The sequence below is a fragment of the Leptolyngbya sp. GB1-A1 genome, assembly GCF_039962475.1.
Lineage (GTDB): Bacteria > Cyanobacteriota > Cyanobacteriia > Elainellales > Elainellaceae > Leptolyngbya_A.
Window position 1 is genome coordinate 236,673 of the sequence record NZ_JAMPLI010000003.1, and the last position, 18,427, is coordinate 255,099.

Sequence of the window (18,427 nt, forward strand, 5' to 3'; positions counted from 1 at the left end):
TTATATAGCTTTGTATTGTTTGCTCAATTTCTAGCTAGCAGGAGTGAAATGACTAAGAAAATGAAGCTCTATTGTGAGTATGGAGGATGGCCACTTTGGGGTGTGGATGAGATTGATAATATCGATCCGGCTACGTTACCCCTTAGTGAAGGTTTAATCAATCGATTGAATCAATGGCAATCCGCCTATAATGCTACTCTTGCTGACTACCCACCCGAATCTGGCTTTCCTAGTGAGGAGGCGCGGGAGCAATGATATCGAGAAGGTGTAGAAATGTGGGTGCAGCTACAGCAAGAGCTGGGCTCAGATTACGAGGTGTACTATCCATTTGCTTATAACGGAGAAGGACGGCTCTTTAAGGTCGATGAATTGCCAGAAGAGTTGAGAGCTAAATGGTTAGACGGTGGTACTGCTGACTCATTTCAATAGCGATCGCTATTTCTCATCAGTAAGGTCTTCTTTATAGGGACGAAATTAGGGTTCTGAAAAGGCATTAACGATATATTGTTGAAGCGTTAACTCATAGCCATTAAAGACGATCGCCTGACCCAATTCGATCGTAAGCGGCAAAGAAAGCTGAGACTCGCTGTGAAGCACTTCCCCGTTAGGGGTAATCGACCGCTTCGCGCAGCCGCCATAGGCGGATCGCTTCACAGAACTTCGGACAGGTTTACAGGATAACAGAGCGATATCAAAGCGACAGGGAAGATCCGCCAGGTGAGGATGTTCGGCGAGGAAGAGTTGGGCGGCTTGCCAGAGTTTTGTCTGTTTTTGGGGGGTGATGGAGAGGAGACCGTTTTCGTCCCAGTTGCCTTTGCTGCGGGCTTTGACTTCCACAAAGGCTAAGGTGTCAGGCTGGGTTGCAACAACATCGAGTTCTCCGTAGAGGCAGTGCCATCGCTGGTGCAAAACAGTCCAGCCTTGAGCAGTGAGCCAGTGAGCTACAAAGGATTCTGCCAGATGTCCGGTCTGTAGTGCGGCTTGTTTAGCCCGATCGGCTGGCGGCTTCGCAGTTTCCCTTGCGGATAATCGTTTTCTGGGCGACTTCATAAATGGCAATAAGAGACTTTAAGCGAGCCGATGAGACGGTTAACAGATTCAGGTAGGATCAAATCACGTTCTGTAATGCAGGACTGATCTAAAACTGATTCGTCGTTTTTTTAGTCTGCCCATGTACGCTTGGTTGTGTCGGCTGCGATTTCTCCAAAAAGAGAGCTTCTTCGCATCGGTTATGTGTGGTGTCGTTTTGAGTTTAAGCCTGATTTGCCTGAGCGGTCTGCTGCCGTCGATCGCCCTGGCGGAGGACTACAATCGAGAATTCCTGGTCAATCGAGACTTTTCGGGCAAGGATCTGACCGACTCCAGCTTCACAAAAGCCAATATGCGCGGCAGCAATTTGAGCAATACCAATTTACGAGGCGTCAGCTTCTTTGGCGCAAATCTGGAGGATGCCAACCTGGAAAGCGCGAACTTAAGCACCGCAACCCTGGACTCGGCGCGAATGGTGGGAGCTAATCTAAAGAATGCCGTTTTAGAAGGGGCGTTTGCCTTCAACACCAAGTTCAACAACGCTGTGATTGAGGGTGCAGATTTTACCGATGTGCTGCTGCGCGAAGATATGCAAGACATCCTTTGCCAGAATGCAAGCGGTACAAACCCAACCACAGGACGCGAAACCCGCGAGACGTTGGGCTGCTAGAAAAGCATTTCTACCAATCTCAAAGTCCCCCAAAGTTGGGGGATTTAGGGGGCAATGTAGGACTTTTGCCACTTCTCTAAAAGCCTCTTAAAGTGAGCTATCAGGAAATCAAGGCATACTCTCAGTTTGATGCAGCTCCGCCTCAGAAGGATCGGTTGCTTCGCAGTCCCCCGAAGCGGTGATCGCCCCACCCAAATCAAAATCTCCAACCCACGGCACTCCTGCCAAATCTGCAAACGAAACCCGCCGCTGCTCTTGCTCCAGTTCACGGATGCGCTGCTTCTCGGCGTACATTTGCTGCTGGTAATACTGTGCCAATTCGAACGACTGAATACAGTCTGTTTGCTTCCACAGATCATTAAAGTGGCGATAGCGTTTTTCGCACATCACCTGCTCCAGGCAAGCCGCCGCTGCTCGAATGACCAGAGGGGCACGTAGAATATCTCGGTGTGATTTCTCGTCTAGCTGAAACAGCGGATAGAGTTGCGCGACCTTATCATCTGGACAGCTATCCTGTAGCAGATTGAGTAGATCGTTTGAGGCAATCGCCTGATTCTGAGCATCGAGAATTTGCTGCCACAAATAGCGATGGTGGGACAGGCTGAAGTCTAAATCCCGCTCGTCTAGCGCCTCCATGATCATCGATCGATACTCGGGTGCATGGAGATAGAGGCGCAAAAGCTGTGCTTCGGATTCTTCTAAAAGGCTTCGATCGCCCGGACGCTGCCATTTTTGCGATCGACCATGCCACCGCTGCCCCCGAACTTGAGTTCGCAAATCGGCTTCAAGCTGGACGGCAAATCGAGCATTACCCTGACTCAGAAGTTCCGCACAGCGATGGATATAGTGCGTTCTCAGGCTGGCGTTGGGCAGATTGCCCAGTAGCTTAACAATTTCTTGATTGCTTTGCTGAAACTGATCTGCCTTCTGAAGGTCTGCCTGTTGGAGAATCTGCTGAATCTGCCAGTCTAGCCACAGGGGAGCATTCTTAAGTAGATCCTGATAGTCCGCAGCGGAGTTTGCCTTGAGGAATTCATCCGGGTCTTTGCCCTGCGGCAGATTGAGAATGCGAAGCTGCACTTCTCCCTGATATGCCAGGTCTGCCACTTCCCCGATCGCCCGTTCTGCGGCTTTTACACCTGCTGCATCGGCATCGAAGTTAAACACAATCTGCTTTGATTCGGTGTAGCGCAAGAGCTGGCGCACCTGATGCAGGCTCAGCGCAGTTCCAAGAGAGGCAACGACATTCGTAATCCCGGCAGCATGAAGGGCAATCACATCAAAATAGCCTTCGACCACCACCGCCCGATCGCTTTTCGCAATAGCGCCTCTCGCTTTATCAAGCGCAAACAGCGTTTTCCCTTTGTCAAATAGTTCCGTCTCTGGTGAGTTCAGGTATTTCGGCTGCTCATCTCCCAGCGATCGTCCCCCAAAACCAATGACTCGCCCCTGAAGATCATGAATGGGAATCATTAATCGATCGCGGAATCGATCGTAATACCCCTTCCCTTCCTGACGCGGCACAATCAGCCCTGCCTGCTCCACAAGCTGAACGGCAAACCCCTTTTGCTCTACCAGATAACCATAGAGTGTCTGCCACCCTGCCGGAGCATAGCCCAACTGAAACTGCTGAATCGTGGTTTCGCTCAACTGCCGCTTTTCCAGCAGATAGGTTAACGCTGTTTCTCCCTGAGGTTGTCGCAGTGCGTGCTCAAAAAACCTTGCCGTCAGAGCCAACACCTCATAAAGCTGCTCCCGCAAAGAAAGCTGCCGCTGAAACTCCTGCCGTTCTTCGGGTTCGAGCGTCTTAATTGAAACCTGATACCGACGCGCCAGATCCAGCACCACATCGGCAAACGATCGCTTCCCCAACTCCATCAAAAACTTGATTGCATTCCCGCCTGCGCCACAACTAAAGCAGTAATAAAACTGTTTACCCGGACTGACGCTAAAGCTGGGTGATTTGTCGTCGTGGAACGGACATAGCCCGGTGAAATCCTTGCCTCGCTTCCGCAGCACCACATACTCCGAGACGACATCCACAATGTCTACTCGCTGTTTCACCTCATCGATCGTATCGGGATGCAGGCGGGGGATTTCCATAGTCGACGGGTTGAGTTGGGCAAATCGAAAATGATTCTAAGTCCACTTATAGTCTCTCAGATCCACAAATTTCGATCGCTTCTAGCGATGAGACTTTGGAATCTCGGCAGCATCTCATCGGTTGCTTCGCAGTTTCCCGTAGGGGTAATCGTGCCCAAAAGCGATATCGAAAAAGTTGTATCGATCGATGCCCGAATTCGCTACACTTCTGCTTGATCGACAGCTCAAAAACCACAATGACACGAATCTTTGTAGCAGCAGCCTACGGCGAACCCGAAGACCAGCACAGCACGCTTCCGGGTGAAATCGATCGCGTCTTGGCAGTCCAGGAGACGGTTCTGCTGCGCGATCGGGTGGTGCAGTTTTTACGATCGCGAAACTATGATGCTGTTGCCGTCCCCGATGAAATGAGTTTAACGCAGGCGATCGACTGGATTAATCGGCGTAGTCAGCAGGGAGATCTGGCTCTGTCGCTTCAGGTTGCTAGCTCGACCCATACGCTACGGGGAGCGGCTGTCTATCATGTTGCTTATAACGATGAGCGGCGGCTGCAAGCGTCTCAACTCCTGCAAGCCTATCTGCGGCGTGTCCCCCAGTTTTCGAGTCGCGGAGTCAAGTCCGACACCCAAACTCTGCTCGGTCGGCTCACCTTTTGTCGGGATACGATCGTGCCTGCCCTGCATCTGGAAGCAGGCTGTCTGAATCATGCAGACGATCGCCAGATTCTTCAGGGTCAGCGACAGGAAGTTGCGCTGGGCATCGCGGAAGGATTGGCAGTCTGGAGCCGATCGCTCAATTCAGGACAAACGGCAGGAAACTCACTCATTTCGCTTCAGGTGAATGGCGCAGAATATCCCGAAAAAGGAGTGCTGCTGGATGGCAATGCCTATATCCCGATCGATCTGATTGATCAGATGGGAATTGAACTGCCGCTCAGTCCGTCCATTCACCGCATCAACTACGGCAATGTGGTTTATGCACGAGCGATCGACCTGCGGGACTTTAATCTTGCTTTCACCTGGGACAGTAAGAATCAGACGCTCAATCTGCGATCGATTTTGTCTACTTTGCCCACGGCGATCGATCGGATTATGGGACGGGGAACCGCTTCCGAAGTGCAGATGATGATGTTCCTCAAAAGCTCTAACCCTGATAGCCTGACGAAGTTCTACGAAGTGCCCAAACTCTACATCGACGAAGGCAAAATTGAAGGCGTGAACCACGATATTGCCTTTGCCCAGATGTGCCTGGAAACCCAGTATCTTCAGTTCTCAGATTCCGTAAAGCTAGAACATCATAACTTTGCCGGATTGGGCGGCGCGACAGTGGACGAAATTGGAGCCAAATTTACGACGCCACTGCTCGGCATCCGGGCACAAATTCAGCACCTCAAAGCTTATGCCTGTGCAGAACCGCTCGTTCAATCTCCTGCCGACCCCCGATTTCACCTCGTCCGACGCGGCATTGCTCCCACCGTGGCAGATTTAAGCGGTCGCTGGTCGGCTGACCCAGATTACGGAACGAAAATTTTGGCGATCGTTAAACGACTCTACGAATTCGCCGATCATCTGTAGAACTTAACGATGTAGAACTTAATGACGTAGAACTTAATGACGTTACACTGCTCTTAACGCTCTGGTTTCAGGCATTCAGAAAAAACAGAGGGTTAGCGGCATCATGACGAAATCGATTAAACAGCGATCGGTACAAATCCAGCAGTTTGTCGTCACCGCAGCGCAGATGAGCCAGATCGAGGGGCGGATGTTTGCGGCGGGAATGCCTGTTGCAGCACTGATGGAAAAGGTGGCGGGACGAATTACGCAGCGTTTGATTGATTTGTATCCGCTCGATTGCTTTCCCCAAGTCGGAATTCTGGTCGGACCCGGACATAACGGCGGCGATGCGCTGGTCGTAGCACGGGAACTGCATCTGCGGGGCTATCGCGTGATTTGCTATCAGCCGATCGATAAACTCAAAGAACTGACCGACTGCCATGCCCGTTATGCGGCAAGTTTAGGCATTCCCACAACGGCTCAGGTAGCTGACCTGCAAGACTGCGATCTAATCGTGGACGGACTGTTTGGCTTTGGTTTAACCCGATCGATCGAGGGAGAACTTGCCGCCGCGATTCAGCAAATTAATCAAGGAAAGGGAGCGATCGTCAGTATTGATCTGCCTTCGGGACTGCACACTGATACCGGAGCCGCATTGGGAACCGCGATTTGCGCCGATTACACCTTTTGCCTGGGACTCTGGAAACGTGCATTTCTTCAGGATGCTGCTCTCGCCTATACGGGAACTGCTGAACTAATCGACTTTGGGCTGCCCCTTGCCGATATTTACGCCATTCTGGGAGACGTTCCTGCCCTTCAGCGCATTCTGCCTGCGGCTGCCCTGGCTGCCCTGCCGCTGCCTCGTCCTGCTGTCACCCACAAATACAAACAGGGACATCTACTGCTGATTGCGGGGTCACGTCGCTATTCGGGGGCGGCTTTATTAGCGGGACTGGCTGCTAGAGCCAGCGGGGTAGGAATGCTATCGATCGCTGTTCCCGAAGCTCTGAAGCCCATTCTGGTGGCACAGCTTCCAGACGCACTAATCATCGGTTGCCCAGAAGATGAGACGGGCGCAATTGCTCATTTACCTGAGGAAATCAATCTCAGTCAATACCAGACGATCGCTTGCGGACCCGGACTCACCCCCGAAGCGCGATCGATCGTTTCCCATTTGCTAAATCAGGAAGTTCCTTTGTTGCTGGATGCAGACGGATTAAATATCCTCTCCGGTTTGGGCGCAACGGCAACATTACAAGAGCGATTGGTTCCCACGGTTCTCACGCCGCACTGGGGCGAATTTAAGCGGCTCTTTCCTGAAATTGCAGAGACGCATAGCGGAGATTCGATCGCGGCAGTTCAGGCAGCAGCCCAGGCAAGCGGGGCAATCGTTTTACTAAAGGGGGCACGAACGGCGATCGGCAATCCGGCAGGTCAGGTCTGGCTCAACCCTGACAGTACCCCAGCGTTGGCACGAGGCGGCAGTGGGGATGTGCTGACTGGCCTAATGGGCGGCTTGCTGGCGCAGGGCAGAATGGGGGAAGCGGCAATCGAGGCGATCGCAGTGAGCGCAGCGTGGTGGCATGCGCAGGCAGGCATTTGGTCAGCCCGAGACCGCACGGAATTAGGAGTTGATCCGGTGACGCTGGCACAGTCGCTGTCGCCTACATTGCAGCACTGGCAGCAGCACTGGCAAAAGAATTATTAAGCTAGTCCAATTTTCTGTAACTTTAATAACAGTAATTAGAATAAGTTCCCGTTCCGACAGCGATTAGATGGGACTCTGGTAAGATGGGCAATAAAGTAACGCAAAATAAGTAATACAAAGTAAGCAACAATATAATATGCTGCCTACCTTTTCTCCAGAAACCGCAAGATACAAGCAGGAAGTTAAGCTCGGACGGGTTTTGCTCGTTGAAGACGAAGAGCTGATTCGAGAAACGATCGCCCTCACCCTGACTGAAGAAGGTTACGAGGTTACGACCGTAGAAGATGGTCGCAAGGGTCTAGACCTGATCAGTCGTTCTGGAGAACTGGGACAGTCTGAAGCTTTACCCTTTGAACTCATCATTCTCGATCTAATGCTGCCCTATGTCAATGGGCTGGATCTTTGTCGTCTGCTGCGGCACGAAGGAAGCAGTGTCCCAATTCTGATGCTGAGTGCAAAAGGCAGTGAAACCGATCGCGTGGTAGGACTGGAAGTGGGCGCAGATGACTATTTAACCAAGCCCTTTGGAATGCGAGAACTGGTTGCCCGCTGTCGAGCCCTGCTGCGTCGCCACTACCATACTCAGCAACAGGTTCAGGAGTCGGTTTTGCGCTTCCATGAAATAGCGCTTTATCCGCAGGAATGCCGGGTGACGGTTCGCGGCGAAGAAATTAATCTATCGCCCAAGGAGTTTCGCATTCTGGAACTGTTTATGGCAAATCCTCGGCGCGTCTGGTCTCGCGAGCAGCTAATCGAGCGTATCTGGGGTCCCGATTTTATGGGCGACAGTAAGACCGTTGATGTGCATATTCGTTGGCTGCGCGAAAAGCTAGAGCTTGATCCGAGCCGTCCCGAATACTTGCTAACGGTGAGAGGCTTTGGCTACCGCTTTGGCTAATCGGGTGGAAACGGATTTATTCCGTTGAAACAGCTATTTTTCCGGGTAATCGCCTGACCACTGCCGCAATTTACAGGTACGCTGGGGTAACACGATCGTAGATCAATCGTTTTCTGGCAACCTTCAACAAACTGGCAGTGATTTGAGCCGTGGCGGTTCTGTATTTCTGGGTCGGATTACTCATCGGATTAGTGCTTCTAGTCTGGCAACAGTCGCGCTCGAATGCGAGGCTGAAGAAACTGTTGCGCGAAGTTCGATCGCCTGATCAGGATGTTGATTTTTCAGCGACAACGCAGCTTTCCCGCGCTTTGACTTATCAGCGGCAGCAGCTTGAGCAGCTTCAGCAGGAAGTGCAAACCTATCAACAGGTGCTTCAAATTGCGCCGATCGGCTATTTGCAGGTAGACGACGAAAATCGGCTGCTCTGGTGCAATGCTCAAGCAAAAGGTTTATTGGGAATCAGCGGCGATCACCCTGCGGCAAAGCCGCGCTTGCTGCTGGAACTGGTGCGCTCCTACGAGCTAGATGATTTGATTGAGCAGACTCGCACTGCCGCAAAGCCCTGCCAGAGCCACTGGACGTTTTATCCGGTGAGTGCTGATCCGTCGCGGCTCTCGGAGCAGCCTGCCTATGCCGTGCGAGGCTATGGCATTCCCTTGCTGGATAATCAGGTGGCGATCTTTCTCGAAAACCGTCAGGAAGCCATGACCCTGCTGCAACAGCGCGATCGCTGGGCATCGGATCTAGCACACGAGTTCAAAACCCCCCTAACTTCGATTCGGTTGGTGGCTGAAACGCTGCAACTCCGCCTGGAGCCGAGCCTGCGTGGCTGGATCGATCGCTTGATTAACGAAACGGTGCGCCTGAGCAATCTAGTGCAGGATTTGCTGGATCTCAATCGCATGGAGCGCGGTTCGTTTGAAACCCTTCAGCTTCAGACGGTGGATCTGGTCGGTCTGCTGCATTCGGTTTGGGAAATGCTGGAGCCGCTCACCCGCGAAAAGCATTTGCACCTGGACTATCAGGGACCCGATGACCTGCTGATGCAAATTGACCCCGCACGAATTCATCGGCTGCTGATGAACCTGCTGGATAACAGCATTAAGTACAGCCCGATCGACTCTACGATTCAGGTGCGCGTTTCGCTGGAATCTGCTTCGAGCAAACCAATGACAGAAGGGCGAATGGCTCAAGAGGCGATCGTCCGAATTGACGTAATCGATGCCGGACAGGGGTTTCCAGAAAAATCATTGCCCCACGTATTCGAGCGATTTTATCGGGCTGATCCGGCTCGTGCCCGTCATCTGGAAGCAAATTCCTCTGAATCTCAGGAGCGACACAATCCGTTTGACTGGTATGCTCAGGGCGGGAGTGGGTTAGGGCTGGCGATCGTGTGGCAAATCGTTGAGGCGCATCGTGGCTCGGTCAGTGCCCGCAATCATCCTGAGACCGGAGGCGCATGGCTTCAGGTAAGGCTGCCGCTGCTGTTTACCCATCGGGCGATTACCCCTGCGGGAAGCCGCGAAGCAACCAACACTCCGATCGCGGCTCCCAACGCTTCATCAGAATCATCGGGATAGAATTACCGGGATAGCTCAATAAAATCGATAAGATGAATCGGTAGCGATCGGGTTGAGCAACGGTTTGAGAAGTCATCGCGGTCACCCGAACTGCCTTCCTGGCAGGTCAATTCTGGGGAAACTGCCTACTTCCAGGTCTCAAAGTTCCCTAGCATTGGGGGATTTTGGGGGGCAATGTAGCACCTCGAATCCTCCTCAAACAACCTTAAGGGGCAGGGGCAAAACCTCGATTGCGAAGCGTAATATCCTTGTCTTAGCTGAACTGGCAACATCGATCGATTCAATCCGCAATCACAAAGCAGCATGGCAGAACGGATACAAAAAATCCTATCCCAGCGGGGAATTGCTTCTCGGCGACAGGCGGAGCAGATGATTTTGGCTGGGCGCGTGCGGCTCAATGGGGAAGTCGTCGGCTTGGGGCAAGTGGCTGACCCGGAGCGCGATCGAATCGAGGTAGACGGGAAATCCATTTCGCGAAAACGTCCTCCCAGGCTCTACCTGCTGTTGAACAAGCCTGCTGGAGTCGTTTCAACCCGCCATGACCCAGAAGGACGTACCACCGTCTTAGATTTGCTGCCGCCAGAATTGCGCGATGCGGGCGTGTATCCGGTCGGGCGGTTGGATGCGGCTTCCACTGGGGCACTGCTGCTGACGAATGATGGAGAAATGACCCTGGGACTCACTCATCCCCGACATACGATTGCCAAACTTTATCGCGTTTGGGTGAAAGGGCATCCATCTCCGGCAACGCTGACTCGCTGGCGGCAGGGCGTGATGCTGGAAGGGCAAAAAACGCTGCCTGCTCGGGTGCAAATTGTGCAAACCAAGCCTGGTTCCCCTCAAGAGGGGAGTGCTTCGCAACGCACCCTGCTGCAAATTGAACTGCGGGAAGGACGCAATCGTCAAATTCGCAAAGTGGCAGATCTGCTGGGGCATCCGGTGATTCGGCTGCGGCGGATCGCCATTGGCGCGATCGATCTGGGACAATTACCGGAAGGACAATATCGATCGCTCACCGATGACGAGATTAGGGCTTTGAAGGCACAAATCAAACCGCGAACCAGGCAAGAGTCTGGGAGGCAGCACGGGCAAACTGAGCATCAATAAACTGAGCAGAATGGTGATGTGGAGCGGGCGAGGTAGACGATGACAAGAGAATCCCAGCGACAGCAAGAGCAGCTTGAACGGCTAATGCAGATTGGCGGCTATTTGCGCGAAGTCCGCGAAGCTCAGGGTTGGACCCTAGAAGAAGTGGCAGGGCGAACGCTGATTCCATCTCGTCTGCTGCGGGCACTGGAAGAAGGTAAGATTCAGCAGTTGCCTGAGCCTGTGTATATTCAGGGATTTATCCGCCGCTATGCGGAGGTTATGGGGCTGGATAGTCATGCGATCGCCGAAGCCTTTCCTGCCACCAGTACGATCAAGCAGGCAACGCCAACCTGGGGCATTTCTCCAGCACAGCTCCGCCCCGTGCATCTCTATATTGCTTATATCGTGCTAATCGTGGCATCGGTAACTTGGCTCTCGCATTTAATGAGCCGATCGGCTCCACCCCCCGTGCCGCAGATTAATTCTGCTCTTCCCGCGCCTGCAAATCCTGCTCGTCCTGCTGCCAGCCCCGCCGCATCCAAACCTAAGCCATCGCCCAATGCCAGCAGCAATGCAGCCGATCGCCAGCCCGTGCAGGTGGATGTGAAGCTCAAAGCGCAGTCCTGGCTTGAAGTTGAGGCAGATGGCAGGGTTACAATCGCCGAAGTTTTGCCCGAAGGCACAGAGCGAACGCTAACTGCAAATTCTCAGCTTCGGATCAGAGCGGGAAATGCAGGCGGAGTTCTGCTTTCAGACAACGGCGACGAACCGAAGCCAATGGGCAAACCGGGAGCCGTTGAGGAAAAAGTTTTTTCGGCAGCGGGAGGCGATCGATCGAATTCAAATTCACCAAACGAAAATGAGCAGGCGGCTGAGCCATCATCCGAAGCAGAATAGACGGATGTAGCTGCTGCAATCGTCAGGAAAATTTGATAAAGCACCAGAGGAAGCGCGATCGACCTCCTAAAATAGCAGTATTGTCAGCAGAATCTGTACTTTTGAAAGTGGCTGTTAAAGTAGCTGTATAAAGTAGCTATATTACAAAACAACTACAAGTGTAGTATCATCAATACAATAGATTCTTTTAACGTCTATTTCTTCACTGTTTTCACTCGTTTCACCCTAAACCTGAACTATGAACACTCCGTCCAACCCAGAGCGCATTATTATCTTCGACACAACGCTTCGCGATGGTGAGCAATCTCCCGGTGCGACCCTGAACGTTGATGAAAAGCTAACGATCGCTCGGCAGCTGGCGCGACTGGGTGTGGACGTGATTGAGGCAGGGTTTCCTTTTGCCAGTCCAGGTGACTTTGAGGCAGTCAGCAAAATCGCTCAGCAGGTCGGCACAGAAGATGGCCCCACGATTTGCGGTTTGGCCCGAGCCACAAAGCAGGATATCGAAACTGCAGCGAGGGCTTTGAGTGCGGCAGCGAAGCCCCGAATTCATACCTTCATCGCTACGTCAGATATTCATTTGCAGTACAAGCTGAAGAAAACCCGTCAGGAAGTGCTGGAAATCGCGCCAGAAATGGTGGCGTATGCCAAGAGCTTTGTCAATGATGTCGAGTTTTCCCCGGAAGATGCCGGACGTTCTGATCCCGAATTTCTCTATCAAGTGCTGGAGCGGGCGATCGCCGCAGGTGCAACCACGATTAACATCCCCGATACGGTCGGCTACACCACTCCAGAGGAATTCGGCGCAATCATTCGCGGCATAAAGGAAAACGTTCCCAATATTGATCAGGCGATTATTTCCGTCCACGGGCACAACGACCTGGGTTTAGCAGTGGCGAACTTCCTGGAAGCTGTCAAAAATGGGGCACGTCAGTTGGAATGCACCATCAACGGTATTGGCGAACGGGCAGGCAACGCTGCGCTGGAAGAGCTTGTGATGGCACTCCATGTCCGCAGACAGTATTTCAATCCCTTCCTGGGACGATCGCCCGAATCCGAAGCTTCGCTCACCCACATCGACACCCGCCAGCTCTACAAAACCTCGCGCCTTGTCTCGAACCTCACTGGAATGCTGGTGCAGCCCAACAAGGCGATCGTTGGAGCCAATGCCTTCGCGCATGAGTCGGGCATTCACCAGGACGGCGTGCTGAAGCACAAGCTGACCTACGAGATTATGGACGCTCAATCGATCGGCTTAACCGATAACCAGATTGTGCTGGGCAAACATTCGGGACGCAACGCCTTCCGCACTCGCCTAAAAGAACTGGGCTTCGACCTCTCTGATCAGGAACTCAACCGAGCATTCCTCCGCTTTAAGGAACTGGCAGACAAAAAGAAAGACATCACCGATTGGGATCTGGAAGCGATCGTCAACGACGAAGCCCAACAGGCTCCCGAACTGTTTAAGCTGGAGCACGTTCAGGTGTCTTGTGGCGATCATGCCCGCCCTACAGCAACCGTGATTCTTCGCATGCCAGACGGTCAAGAACTGATGGATGCGGCGATCGGCACAGGTCCAGTCGATGCCATTTATAAGGCAATCAATCGTGTCGTGAATGTGCCCAACCAGCTGATTGAATACTCGGTGCAGTCCGTCACTGCTGGGATTGATGCGATCGGGGAAGTGACGATTCGCCTGAAATATGACGATCGGCTCTACTCCGGTCACGCGGCAAACACCGATATTATTGTGGCTTCGGCTCATGCCTATGTGAATGCGCTGAATCGGCTCTACGGCAGTCTGCAAGGAGTAAAGTCACTGCATCCTCAGCATGGGGAAGTACAGGCAGTGAGCTAATCCGACGATTCGATTTGTGATATAACAGCTTGACGGGTGGGTTACGGCTCACCCTTTTTCATCTATTTTTTAACGATGGGCAAGCAAATTTCCTTTTCCAGTAAACCTGCGGCTCCTGTCTCTCCCTGGCAAAGGCTGAGGCGATTGCTGCAAAGCTCGCCTGTCCGCACGATCGCCACTTATCTGCTGCTCGGGCTGATTGCCCTGGTCATGCTGCTGCCCCTGATCTGGCTGGTCAGCACTGCCTTTAAGTCGTCCACTGAAGATATCTTTCAGTTTCCGCCCCAGTTTTTGCCCGCTCAGCCAACGATCGCCAATTTCATCGAAGTCTGGCAAACCAATCCATTTGGACGCTATCTGTTTAACAGCACGCTGGTTGCCCTGCTAACGGTGGGGCTGAATCTGCTGTTTTGCTCGCTGGCAGCGTATCCTTTGGCACGGCTCGACTTTCGCGGACGCAATGCACTGTTTACGCTGATTGTTTCCACGATTCTGATTCCATTTCAGATTGTGATGATTCCGCTTTATATTCTCACCGTTCAGCTCGGCTTGCGGAATAGCTATCTGGGATTAATCTTTCCGGCGATCGCCTCTGCGTTTGGCATCTTCCTGCTGCGGCAGGCGTTTCAGGGCGTTCCCAAAGAACTCGAAGAAGCAGCCCGGATGGACGGCTGTTCTGAACTGGGCATCTGGTGGTTTGTGATGCTGCCCTCGATTCGTCCGGCATTGGTGACGCTGGCAATCTTTGTGTTTATTGGTGCCTGGAGTGACTTTCTGTGGCCCCTGATTATTTTGGATCAGCCGGAATACTACACGCTGCCTCTGGGAGTTGCGAAGCTGGCAGGCGCGTTTTCGCTGGACTGGCGGCTGATTGCGGCAGGATCGGTGATTTCGATCGCCCCAATTCTGCTGTTCTTCCTGATTATGCAGCAATACATCGTTCCCACTGAGACGGGAAGCGGTGTAAAAGGTTAGCCTCACTTCATTGCCAAACGGCGCACGGCAAACAAACTTCCAATCAGCCCAACCGCGCCCCCCAGTCCCAGCAGCGACAGCGGCAGCAAAAGGGTTTCGATCGCACTCAACTGCATTCCCGCAGTCAAAAACTGAATCAGGGCAGGCTGCTGCGATAGCAATTTCTGCATAAACTGCTGCACGCCCAAAATTAACGCCCAAGCAACTCCTGCGCCGATCGCCCCTAGCGTAAGACCCTGCAAAATAAAGGGCATATAGATCCAGGCTGTGGTTGCGCCCACAAGCTGCATTACTTCAATTTCGCGCCGTCTTGCCATGACGATCAGGCGAATTGTGGTGGTGGTAACTGCGATCGCCGTAAGTGTGAGAACAATCGTCATCACCAAACTAATCCAGTGCAAGCCCTGATTCAGTTGCCCAATTCGCTGCACTGCCTCATCCACATACTGCACTTCATCCACGCCCTGAATCTGCTTTAGCTTCTCCGCCAGAGCCGGAACCTGCGTCGAGTTTTGCGCTTTGACCTTCAGTTCATCCACGAGGGGATTGCCGTTGAGCTGAGCCGTTGCCCCTTCAATGTCCGCCAGTCCCATTTCCTCTAAAAGCGAAGCCCAAGCAGATTCTTTGGTAACGGCTTCGGTGGATAGCACTTCAGGAATGGCTTTTACGATCGGCTGCAAATCGGCTGCCTGTACTCCAGTATCCAGAAAAACCGATACCTCAAGCTGACTGCCAAACTGATTCAGCAGCCCGTCCACCTGCCAGGAAAGCTGCAAACTTAAGCCAAACAAGAACAGCAGCACCGTTACCGTACTCGCCGCCGCCCAGTTCATCCAACCGCCGCGCCGCAGTCCCAGCACTGTCTCCCGTAGCAGATAGTCCGATCGCGTTAACCACTGCAACACTGGCTCACCCTCCCGACAAAACAGCTTTATTTTGGCATAGGGTTTGGCCAATCGATGCTAAAAATTAAATCTGCTAGCTCAGTCAAATTGGCAATTCATGCACTAAAGCACCTGCAAATAAGGCACCTTCGAATAGAAGATCCCAGCCAATCAGGGCGATCGCCAGATCTGCCAATAAATGACTGATGTAACACGCCCACAACGAGCGGTAGCGCAGATAGCACCATGACCAAACTGCTCCCGCCACAAAAACACCAATCGAACCGAATGCAACAATCAGCCAACTTCTAGAATAGGCTGTCAGGGCGATCGTGTGATGTAGTGTAAAGCAAAGGGCGGCGAGATAGACAGCTTTGTTTCCTGATACTAAAACTTCACATCTTTGATAGACAAACCAACGCCAAATATACTCCTCAACTAACGAATTAATGAAAGTAAAGTAGATGGCTCCAAGAAGATAAGAAATTGGATTTGCTAGCCCAATTTGTTGTGCTTTTGCTCGAACAATTTCAGGATCAATCCAATACTGTCCCGCGAGACAATAAGTACCCAAAATGACGCTGAACATGAAAATTCCTAATATTGTCCCAGCCAGCACGTCTCGCAGCGAGGGAGGTGACAGGGTGGCTCTGCGGCGATCGACCCGAAGAAACCAGATCAGAGGGAATACAAGTATCCACACCCTTGTTGCCGCAAAAAGAAATTGTCCTGCGATTCCTGGCCTATATAGCCTGGCAGCAATCCCGCAACTGGCAGCAGAGATCATCAGGAACAAAGCGAGTGCTGCATTTTGGCGAGAATTATTTTTGAACATGAACCGCTGAACGTGAACCACCAACCCCGATCGTCCTACGGCACGTTCACCGGAATCAAATCATCCTCCGGCAGGTAACTTACATATCGCCCTTCTTCCGCTAGCAGCACCACGAGACGCAGCGACCAATCTGGCTCGATTTCCTGTAAATCTGCCCAGGGAATTGCGACTTCCAGGCAGCTATCAAAGGCAACTTGAGCGCGGCTGCGGTGAGCGTGCCACTGAAAATGGTCCCCGGCTTCCTGAAACCAGCTTGCTTTTGTGGTCAGGTTAATGCCCAGATGGTGATGAAATTGGTAGTTCAGCGGCGGCTCGTCGGGCAGTTCTGCTAGGGGCGCAGGGCTGTTGTGCATGGGGCGATCGGGGTAGAACCAGAGCAGATGCACTTCCGGCGGAAAGTCAATTCCCGGTTTTGCGCCTGCCTTAAAGTCCACCCGCAGATAAAGATTCAGGTGATTGACACCGTACCAAACGCGTTGAACAACGCTGCTCTGGTGCATTGTGCCTCTGGCTCCGCCAACTTCGATTCGTCCCGCTTTGTCCCAGTCTTGCTCGTCGCCCAGTCCGTCGATCGTCGGATGAATGTAGCTCGAAGGACGATGATCTCCTTTTGCCGTATGGTCTTCGACGGCTTGCCGCAGGTAGGAAGGAACCGGGTGATTCAGGGCACGGTAGAGGGCCAATAGATGTTCGCGAAAAAGCTGGTCAAAAATGGCATCCTGGTTCGAGCTATGCCCTTCGCCAAACCACCAGAACCAGTCGGAGCCTTCGGCAGCGTCCAGAGCTTCCCAGGCTTCGGGATTGTTTTCCTCAGTCGCTTCGGGATGGCTCTCCAGGACGTGACGGGCTTCGGTGAGGTAATCCCAGGCGCGATTTTTTGCCGGATCGCCGATCCAGGTGGTGAAACTGCCGTCTACCCAGGAGCCGCTATGTAGGGCGTAGCTGGGCAAGCTTTCGGTGGGTGGGAATTTGGACAGATAATCGGAAACCGTTACCAGTTCGATCCCGGTATGATCGCTCAGCGTTTGATACAGGCTTTCCAAGAAAGGCTTGCCGTCCTGCTGATAAAACTCCCAGCAGTTTTCGCCGTCGAGGGCGATCGTCACGAGCCAGGGCTGCTCCAGCACAGTACTGCCGGAAGCCTGATGCGATTTAAGCTGCCGTGAAATGGCATCTAACTGTCCTACCAGATCTGCTGCCGCCCGACGAGGCTCCATTGCGCTGTAGGTAAAGCCGATTAAGTCCGACAACCGATGATCGCGAAAGACGATCGCCAAATCTCCCTCGGTGGTGTTTAAGCGATAGGGACGATACAACGCTTCCGGTTCTGAGACGGTGCCCAACGCATCCCGGTGAAAGAAGTGATCGATCGTCCAGCCCAGCACTGCCTCATCCGAACAAAGCCACTGAAAGCCCTGCTGCGCCACTTTTGGAAGAATTGCCGGACTCACCGATTGTTCAGAGGGCCACAGTCCCCTCGGGTCGCAGCCAAACCGCTCCTGGTACATTTGCTTTGCTTTGCGGAGATGGCGATCGATGTCCTGCGGAAACTGAAAGCGGAGCTGGGGCAGCTTCATTTGCGGCACTGCCACTCGTCCGGCGTTAGTGTCTGCCAGCAGGGGCAAGATCGGGTGAGTGTAGGGCGTCGTCGTGACTTCGAGCTGACCCGTCTCCTGCATCTGGCAATGCTGCGGAATAATCTGGCTGAGAATCTGACGCTGCTTCGAGTAAATTCGCTGGCGATCGCTCAGGGTAAAGCCACGTCCCTGCTCTAGCCATTCAGCAATTTCGGCATCGTTCCAAAACAGCGGATCAAACCACGCGAGGTTATGCCATGCCAGTAAGTCGCTGTAGTCTTCTGGGTTCCAATGCTCGACACACCAATCCCAGCCGCGATCGTGCCTTTGTCCATAAAGCTCGGCATAGCGGGGAAAGGGGTCGATCATCGTATGGTGGTTCGCATCAAAAAAATGCTCGACGATAAATCGTTTTTGCCCCTCGTTGAGATTGTCCGTGGGCTTGAGTGCCAGCGTCAGGTAAGGATCAAAGGCAGTTCCCGCTGCATAGTCTTCGATCTGCATCATCAGCGACGGCACGAGGTTCACCGTTTGACGCAGCCGAGGATACTGCTCTAGCAGCAGCACCAGATCAAGATAGTCTTTTGTGCCGTGCAGCCTGACCCAGGGCAGCCGATATTCCCCGTCTAGGCGACTTTTGTAAAGCGGCTGATGTTGATGCCAGATGAATGCAACGTAGAGCGGATAAGCCATAGGACGAGGATGAGATGGGGGGCGGTGAGGCGAATAAGGTTACAGGAAATAGCTTTTCGAGCTTTCAGCAGCACAAAC

17 protein-coding genes are annotated in these 18,427 nt (G+C 52.8%); 12 read left to right on the forward strand and 5 right to left on the reverse strand.

The features are described from left to right. The first annotated feature begins 48 nt into the window (after nt 1–48). Together NDI45_RS04855 and NDI45_RS04860 are read left to right on the forward strand one after the other, a co-directional pair. Nucleotides 49–255 (forward strand): hypothetical protein, encoded by a 207-nt coding sequence (locus NDI45_RS04855; RefSeq protein WP_348246657.1) that lies wholly within the window; start codon nt 49–51, stop codon nt 253–255. Nucleotides 256–273: 18 nt separating this feature from the next. After that, nucleotides 274–429 (forward strand): hypothetical protein, encoded by a 156-nt coding sequence (locus tag NDI45_RS04860; RefSeq protein WP_348246658.1) that lies wholly within the window; start codon nt 274–276, stop codon nt 427–429. A 45-nt stretch (nt 430–474) separates the two neighbouring features. Here NDI45_RS04860 and NDI45_RS04865 read toward each other — a convergent pair whose 3' ends face one another. Beyond that, the gene (locus NDI45_RS04865; RefSeq protein ID WP_348246659.1) at nt 475–1,050 is read right to left on the reverse strand and encodes a YraN family protein; all 576 of its coding nucleotides are present in this window, start codon (nt 1,048–1,050) and stop codon (nt 475–477) included. A 181-nt stretch (nt 1,051–1,231) separates the two neighbouring features. Here NDI45_RS04865 and NDI45_RS04870 point away from each other — a divergent pair, with 181 nt between their 5' ends. Then, nucleotides 1,232–1,699, forward strand: a complete 468-nt coding sequence (locus NDI45_RS04870) for a pentapeptide repeat-containing protein (RefSeq protein ID WP_348246723.1) — start codon at nt 1,232–1,234, stop codon at nt 1,697–1,699. A 108-nt stretch (nt 1,700–1,807) separates the two neighbouring features. Here the strand turns inward: NDI45_RS04870 and dnaG are convergent, their stop codons facing one another. After that, nucleotides 1,808–3,802, reverse strand: a complete 1,995-nt coding sequence (dnaG, locus tag NDI45_RS04875) for a DNA primase (protein WP_348246660.1) — start codon at nt 3,800–3,802, stop codon at nt 1,808–1,810. 87 nt (nt 3,803–3,889) lie between these two features. Between dnaG and NDI45_RS04880 the strand changes: the two genes are divergently transcribed. From NDI45_RS04880 to NDI45_RS04920, 9 genes are all read left to right on the forward strand, one after another. Then, complete coding sequence (locus NDI45_RS04880; RefSeq protein ID WP_348246661.1) at nt 3,890–4,018, forward strand: hypothetical protein; 129 nt, start codon at nt 3,890–3,892, stop codon at nt 4,016–4,018. Between the two features lie 20 nt (nt 4,019–4,038). Then, the gene (locus NDI45_RS04885; RefSeq protein WP_348246662.1) at nt 4,039–5,376 is read left to right on the forward strand and encodes an N-acetylmuramoyl-L-alanine amidase; all 1,338 of its coding nucleotides are present in this window, start codon (nt 4,039–4,041) and stop codon (nt 5,374–5,376) included. A 103-nt stretch (nt 5,377–5,479) separates the two neighbouring features. Further along, nucleotides 5,480–7,063, forward strand: a complete 1,584-nt coding sequence (locus NDI45_RS04890) for an NAD(P)H-hydrate dehydratase (protein ID WP_348246663.1) — start codon at nt 5,480–5,482, stop codon at nt 7,061–7,063. 136 nt (nt 7,064–7,199) lie between these two features. Continuing rightward, nucleotides 7,200–7,961 carry a response regulator transcription factor gene (locus tag NDI45_RS04895; protein WP_190792047.1) on the forward strand — a complete coding sequence of 254 codons (762 nt, stop codon included), beginning with the start codon at nt 7,200–7,202 and terminating at the stop codon, nt 7,959–7,961. Between the two features lie 149 nt (nt 7,962–8,110). Beyond that, nucleotides 8,111–9,541: an ATP-binding protein gene (locus tag NDI45_RS04900; RefSeq protein ID WP_190792048.1), complete on the forward strand. Its 1,431-nt coding sequence runs from the start codon at nt 8,111–8,113 to the stop codon at nt 9,539–9,541. A gap of 303 nt (nt 9,542–9,844) precedes the next feature. Continuing rightward, nucleotides 9,845–10,648, forward strand: a complete 804-nt coding sequence (locus NDI45_RS04905) for a pseudouridine synthase (RefSeq protein WP_348246664.1) — start codon at nt 9,845–9,847, stop codon at nt 10,646–10,648. A 39-nt stretch (nt 10,649–10,687) separates the two neighbouring features. Continuing rightward, nucleotides 10,688–11,527: a RodZ domain-containing protein gene (locus NDI45_RS04910; RefSeq protein ID WP_348246665.1), complete on the forward strand. Its 840-nt coding sequence runs from the start codon at nt 10,688–10,690 to the stop codon at nt 11,525–11,527. A gap of 238 nt (nt 11,528–11,765) precedes the next feature. Then, on the forward strand, nt 11,766–13,385 hold the full coding sequence (locus NDI45_RS04915) for a 2-isopropylmalate synthase (protein WP_348246666.1): 1,620 nt from the start codon (nt 11,766–11,768) through the stop codon (nt 13,383–13,385). A 210-nt stretch (nt 13,386–13,595) separates the two neighbouring features. Further along, nucleotides 13,596–14,360, forward strand: a complete 765-nt coding sequence (locus NDI45_RS04920; protein ID WP_242067313.1) for a carbohydrate ABC transporter permease — start codon at nt 13,596–13,598, stop codon at nt 14,358–14,360. A gap of 2 nt (nt 14,361–14,362) precedes the next feature. On the opposite strand, the gene NDI45_RS04925 is transcribed toward NDI45_RS04920, so the two are convergent. From NDI45_RS04925 to NDI45_RS04935, 3 genes are all read right to left on the reverse strand, one after another. Next, complete coding sequence (locus NDI45_RS04925; protein ID WP_348246667.1) at nt 14,363–15,265, reverse strand: ABC transporter permease; 903 nt, start codon at nt 15,263–15,265, stop codon at nt 14,363–14,365. An 82-nt stretch (nt 15,266–15,347) separates the two neighbouring features. Next, nucleotides 15,348–16,079, reverse strand: a complete 732-nt coding sequence (locus NDI45_RS04930) for a type II CAAX endopeptidase family protein (protein ID WP_348246668.1) — start codon at nt 16,077–16,079, stop codon at nt 15,348–15,350. 35 nt (nt 16,080–16,114) lie between these two features. Continuing rightward, a complete protein-coding gene (locus tag NDI45_RS04935) occupies nt 16,115–18,349 on the reverse strand; it encodes a glycoside hydrolase (RefSeq protein WP_348246669.1) in 2,235 nt (744 codons plus the stop codon). Nucleotides 18,350–18,427 lie beyond the last annotated feature (78 nt).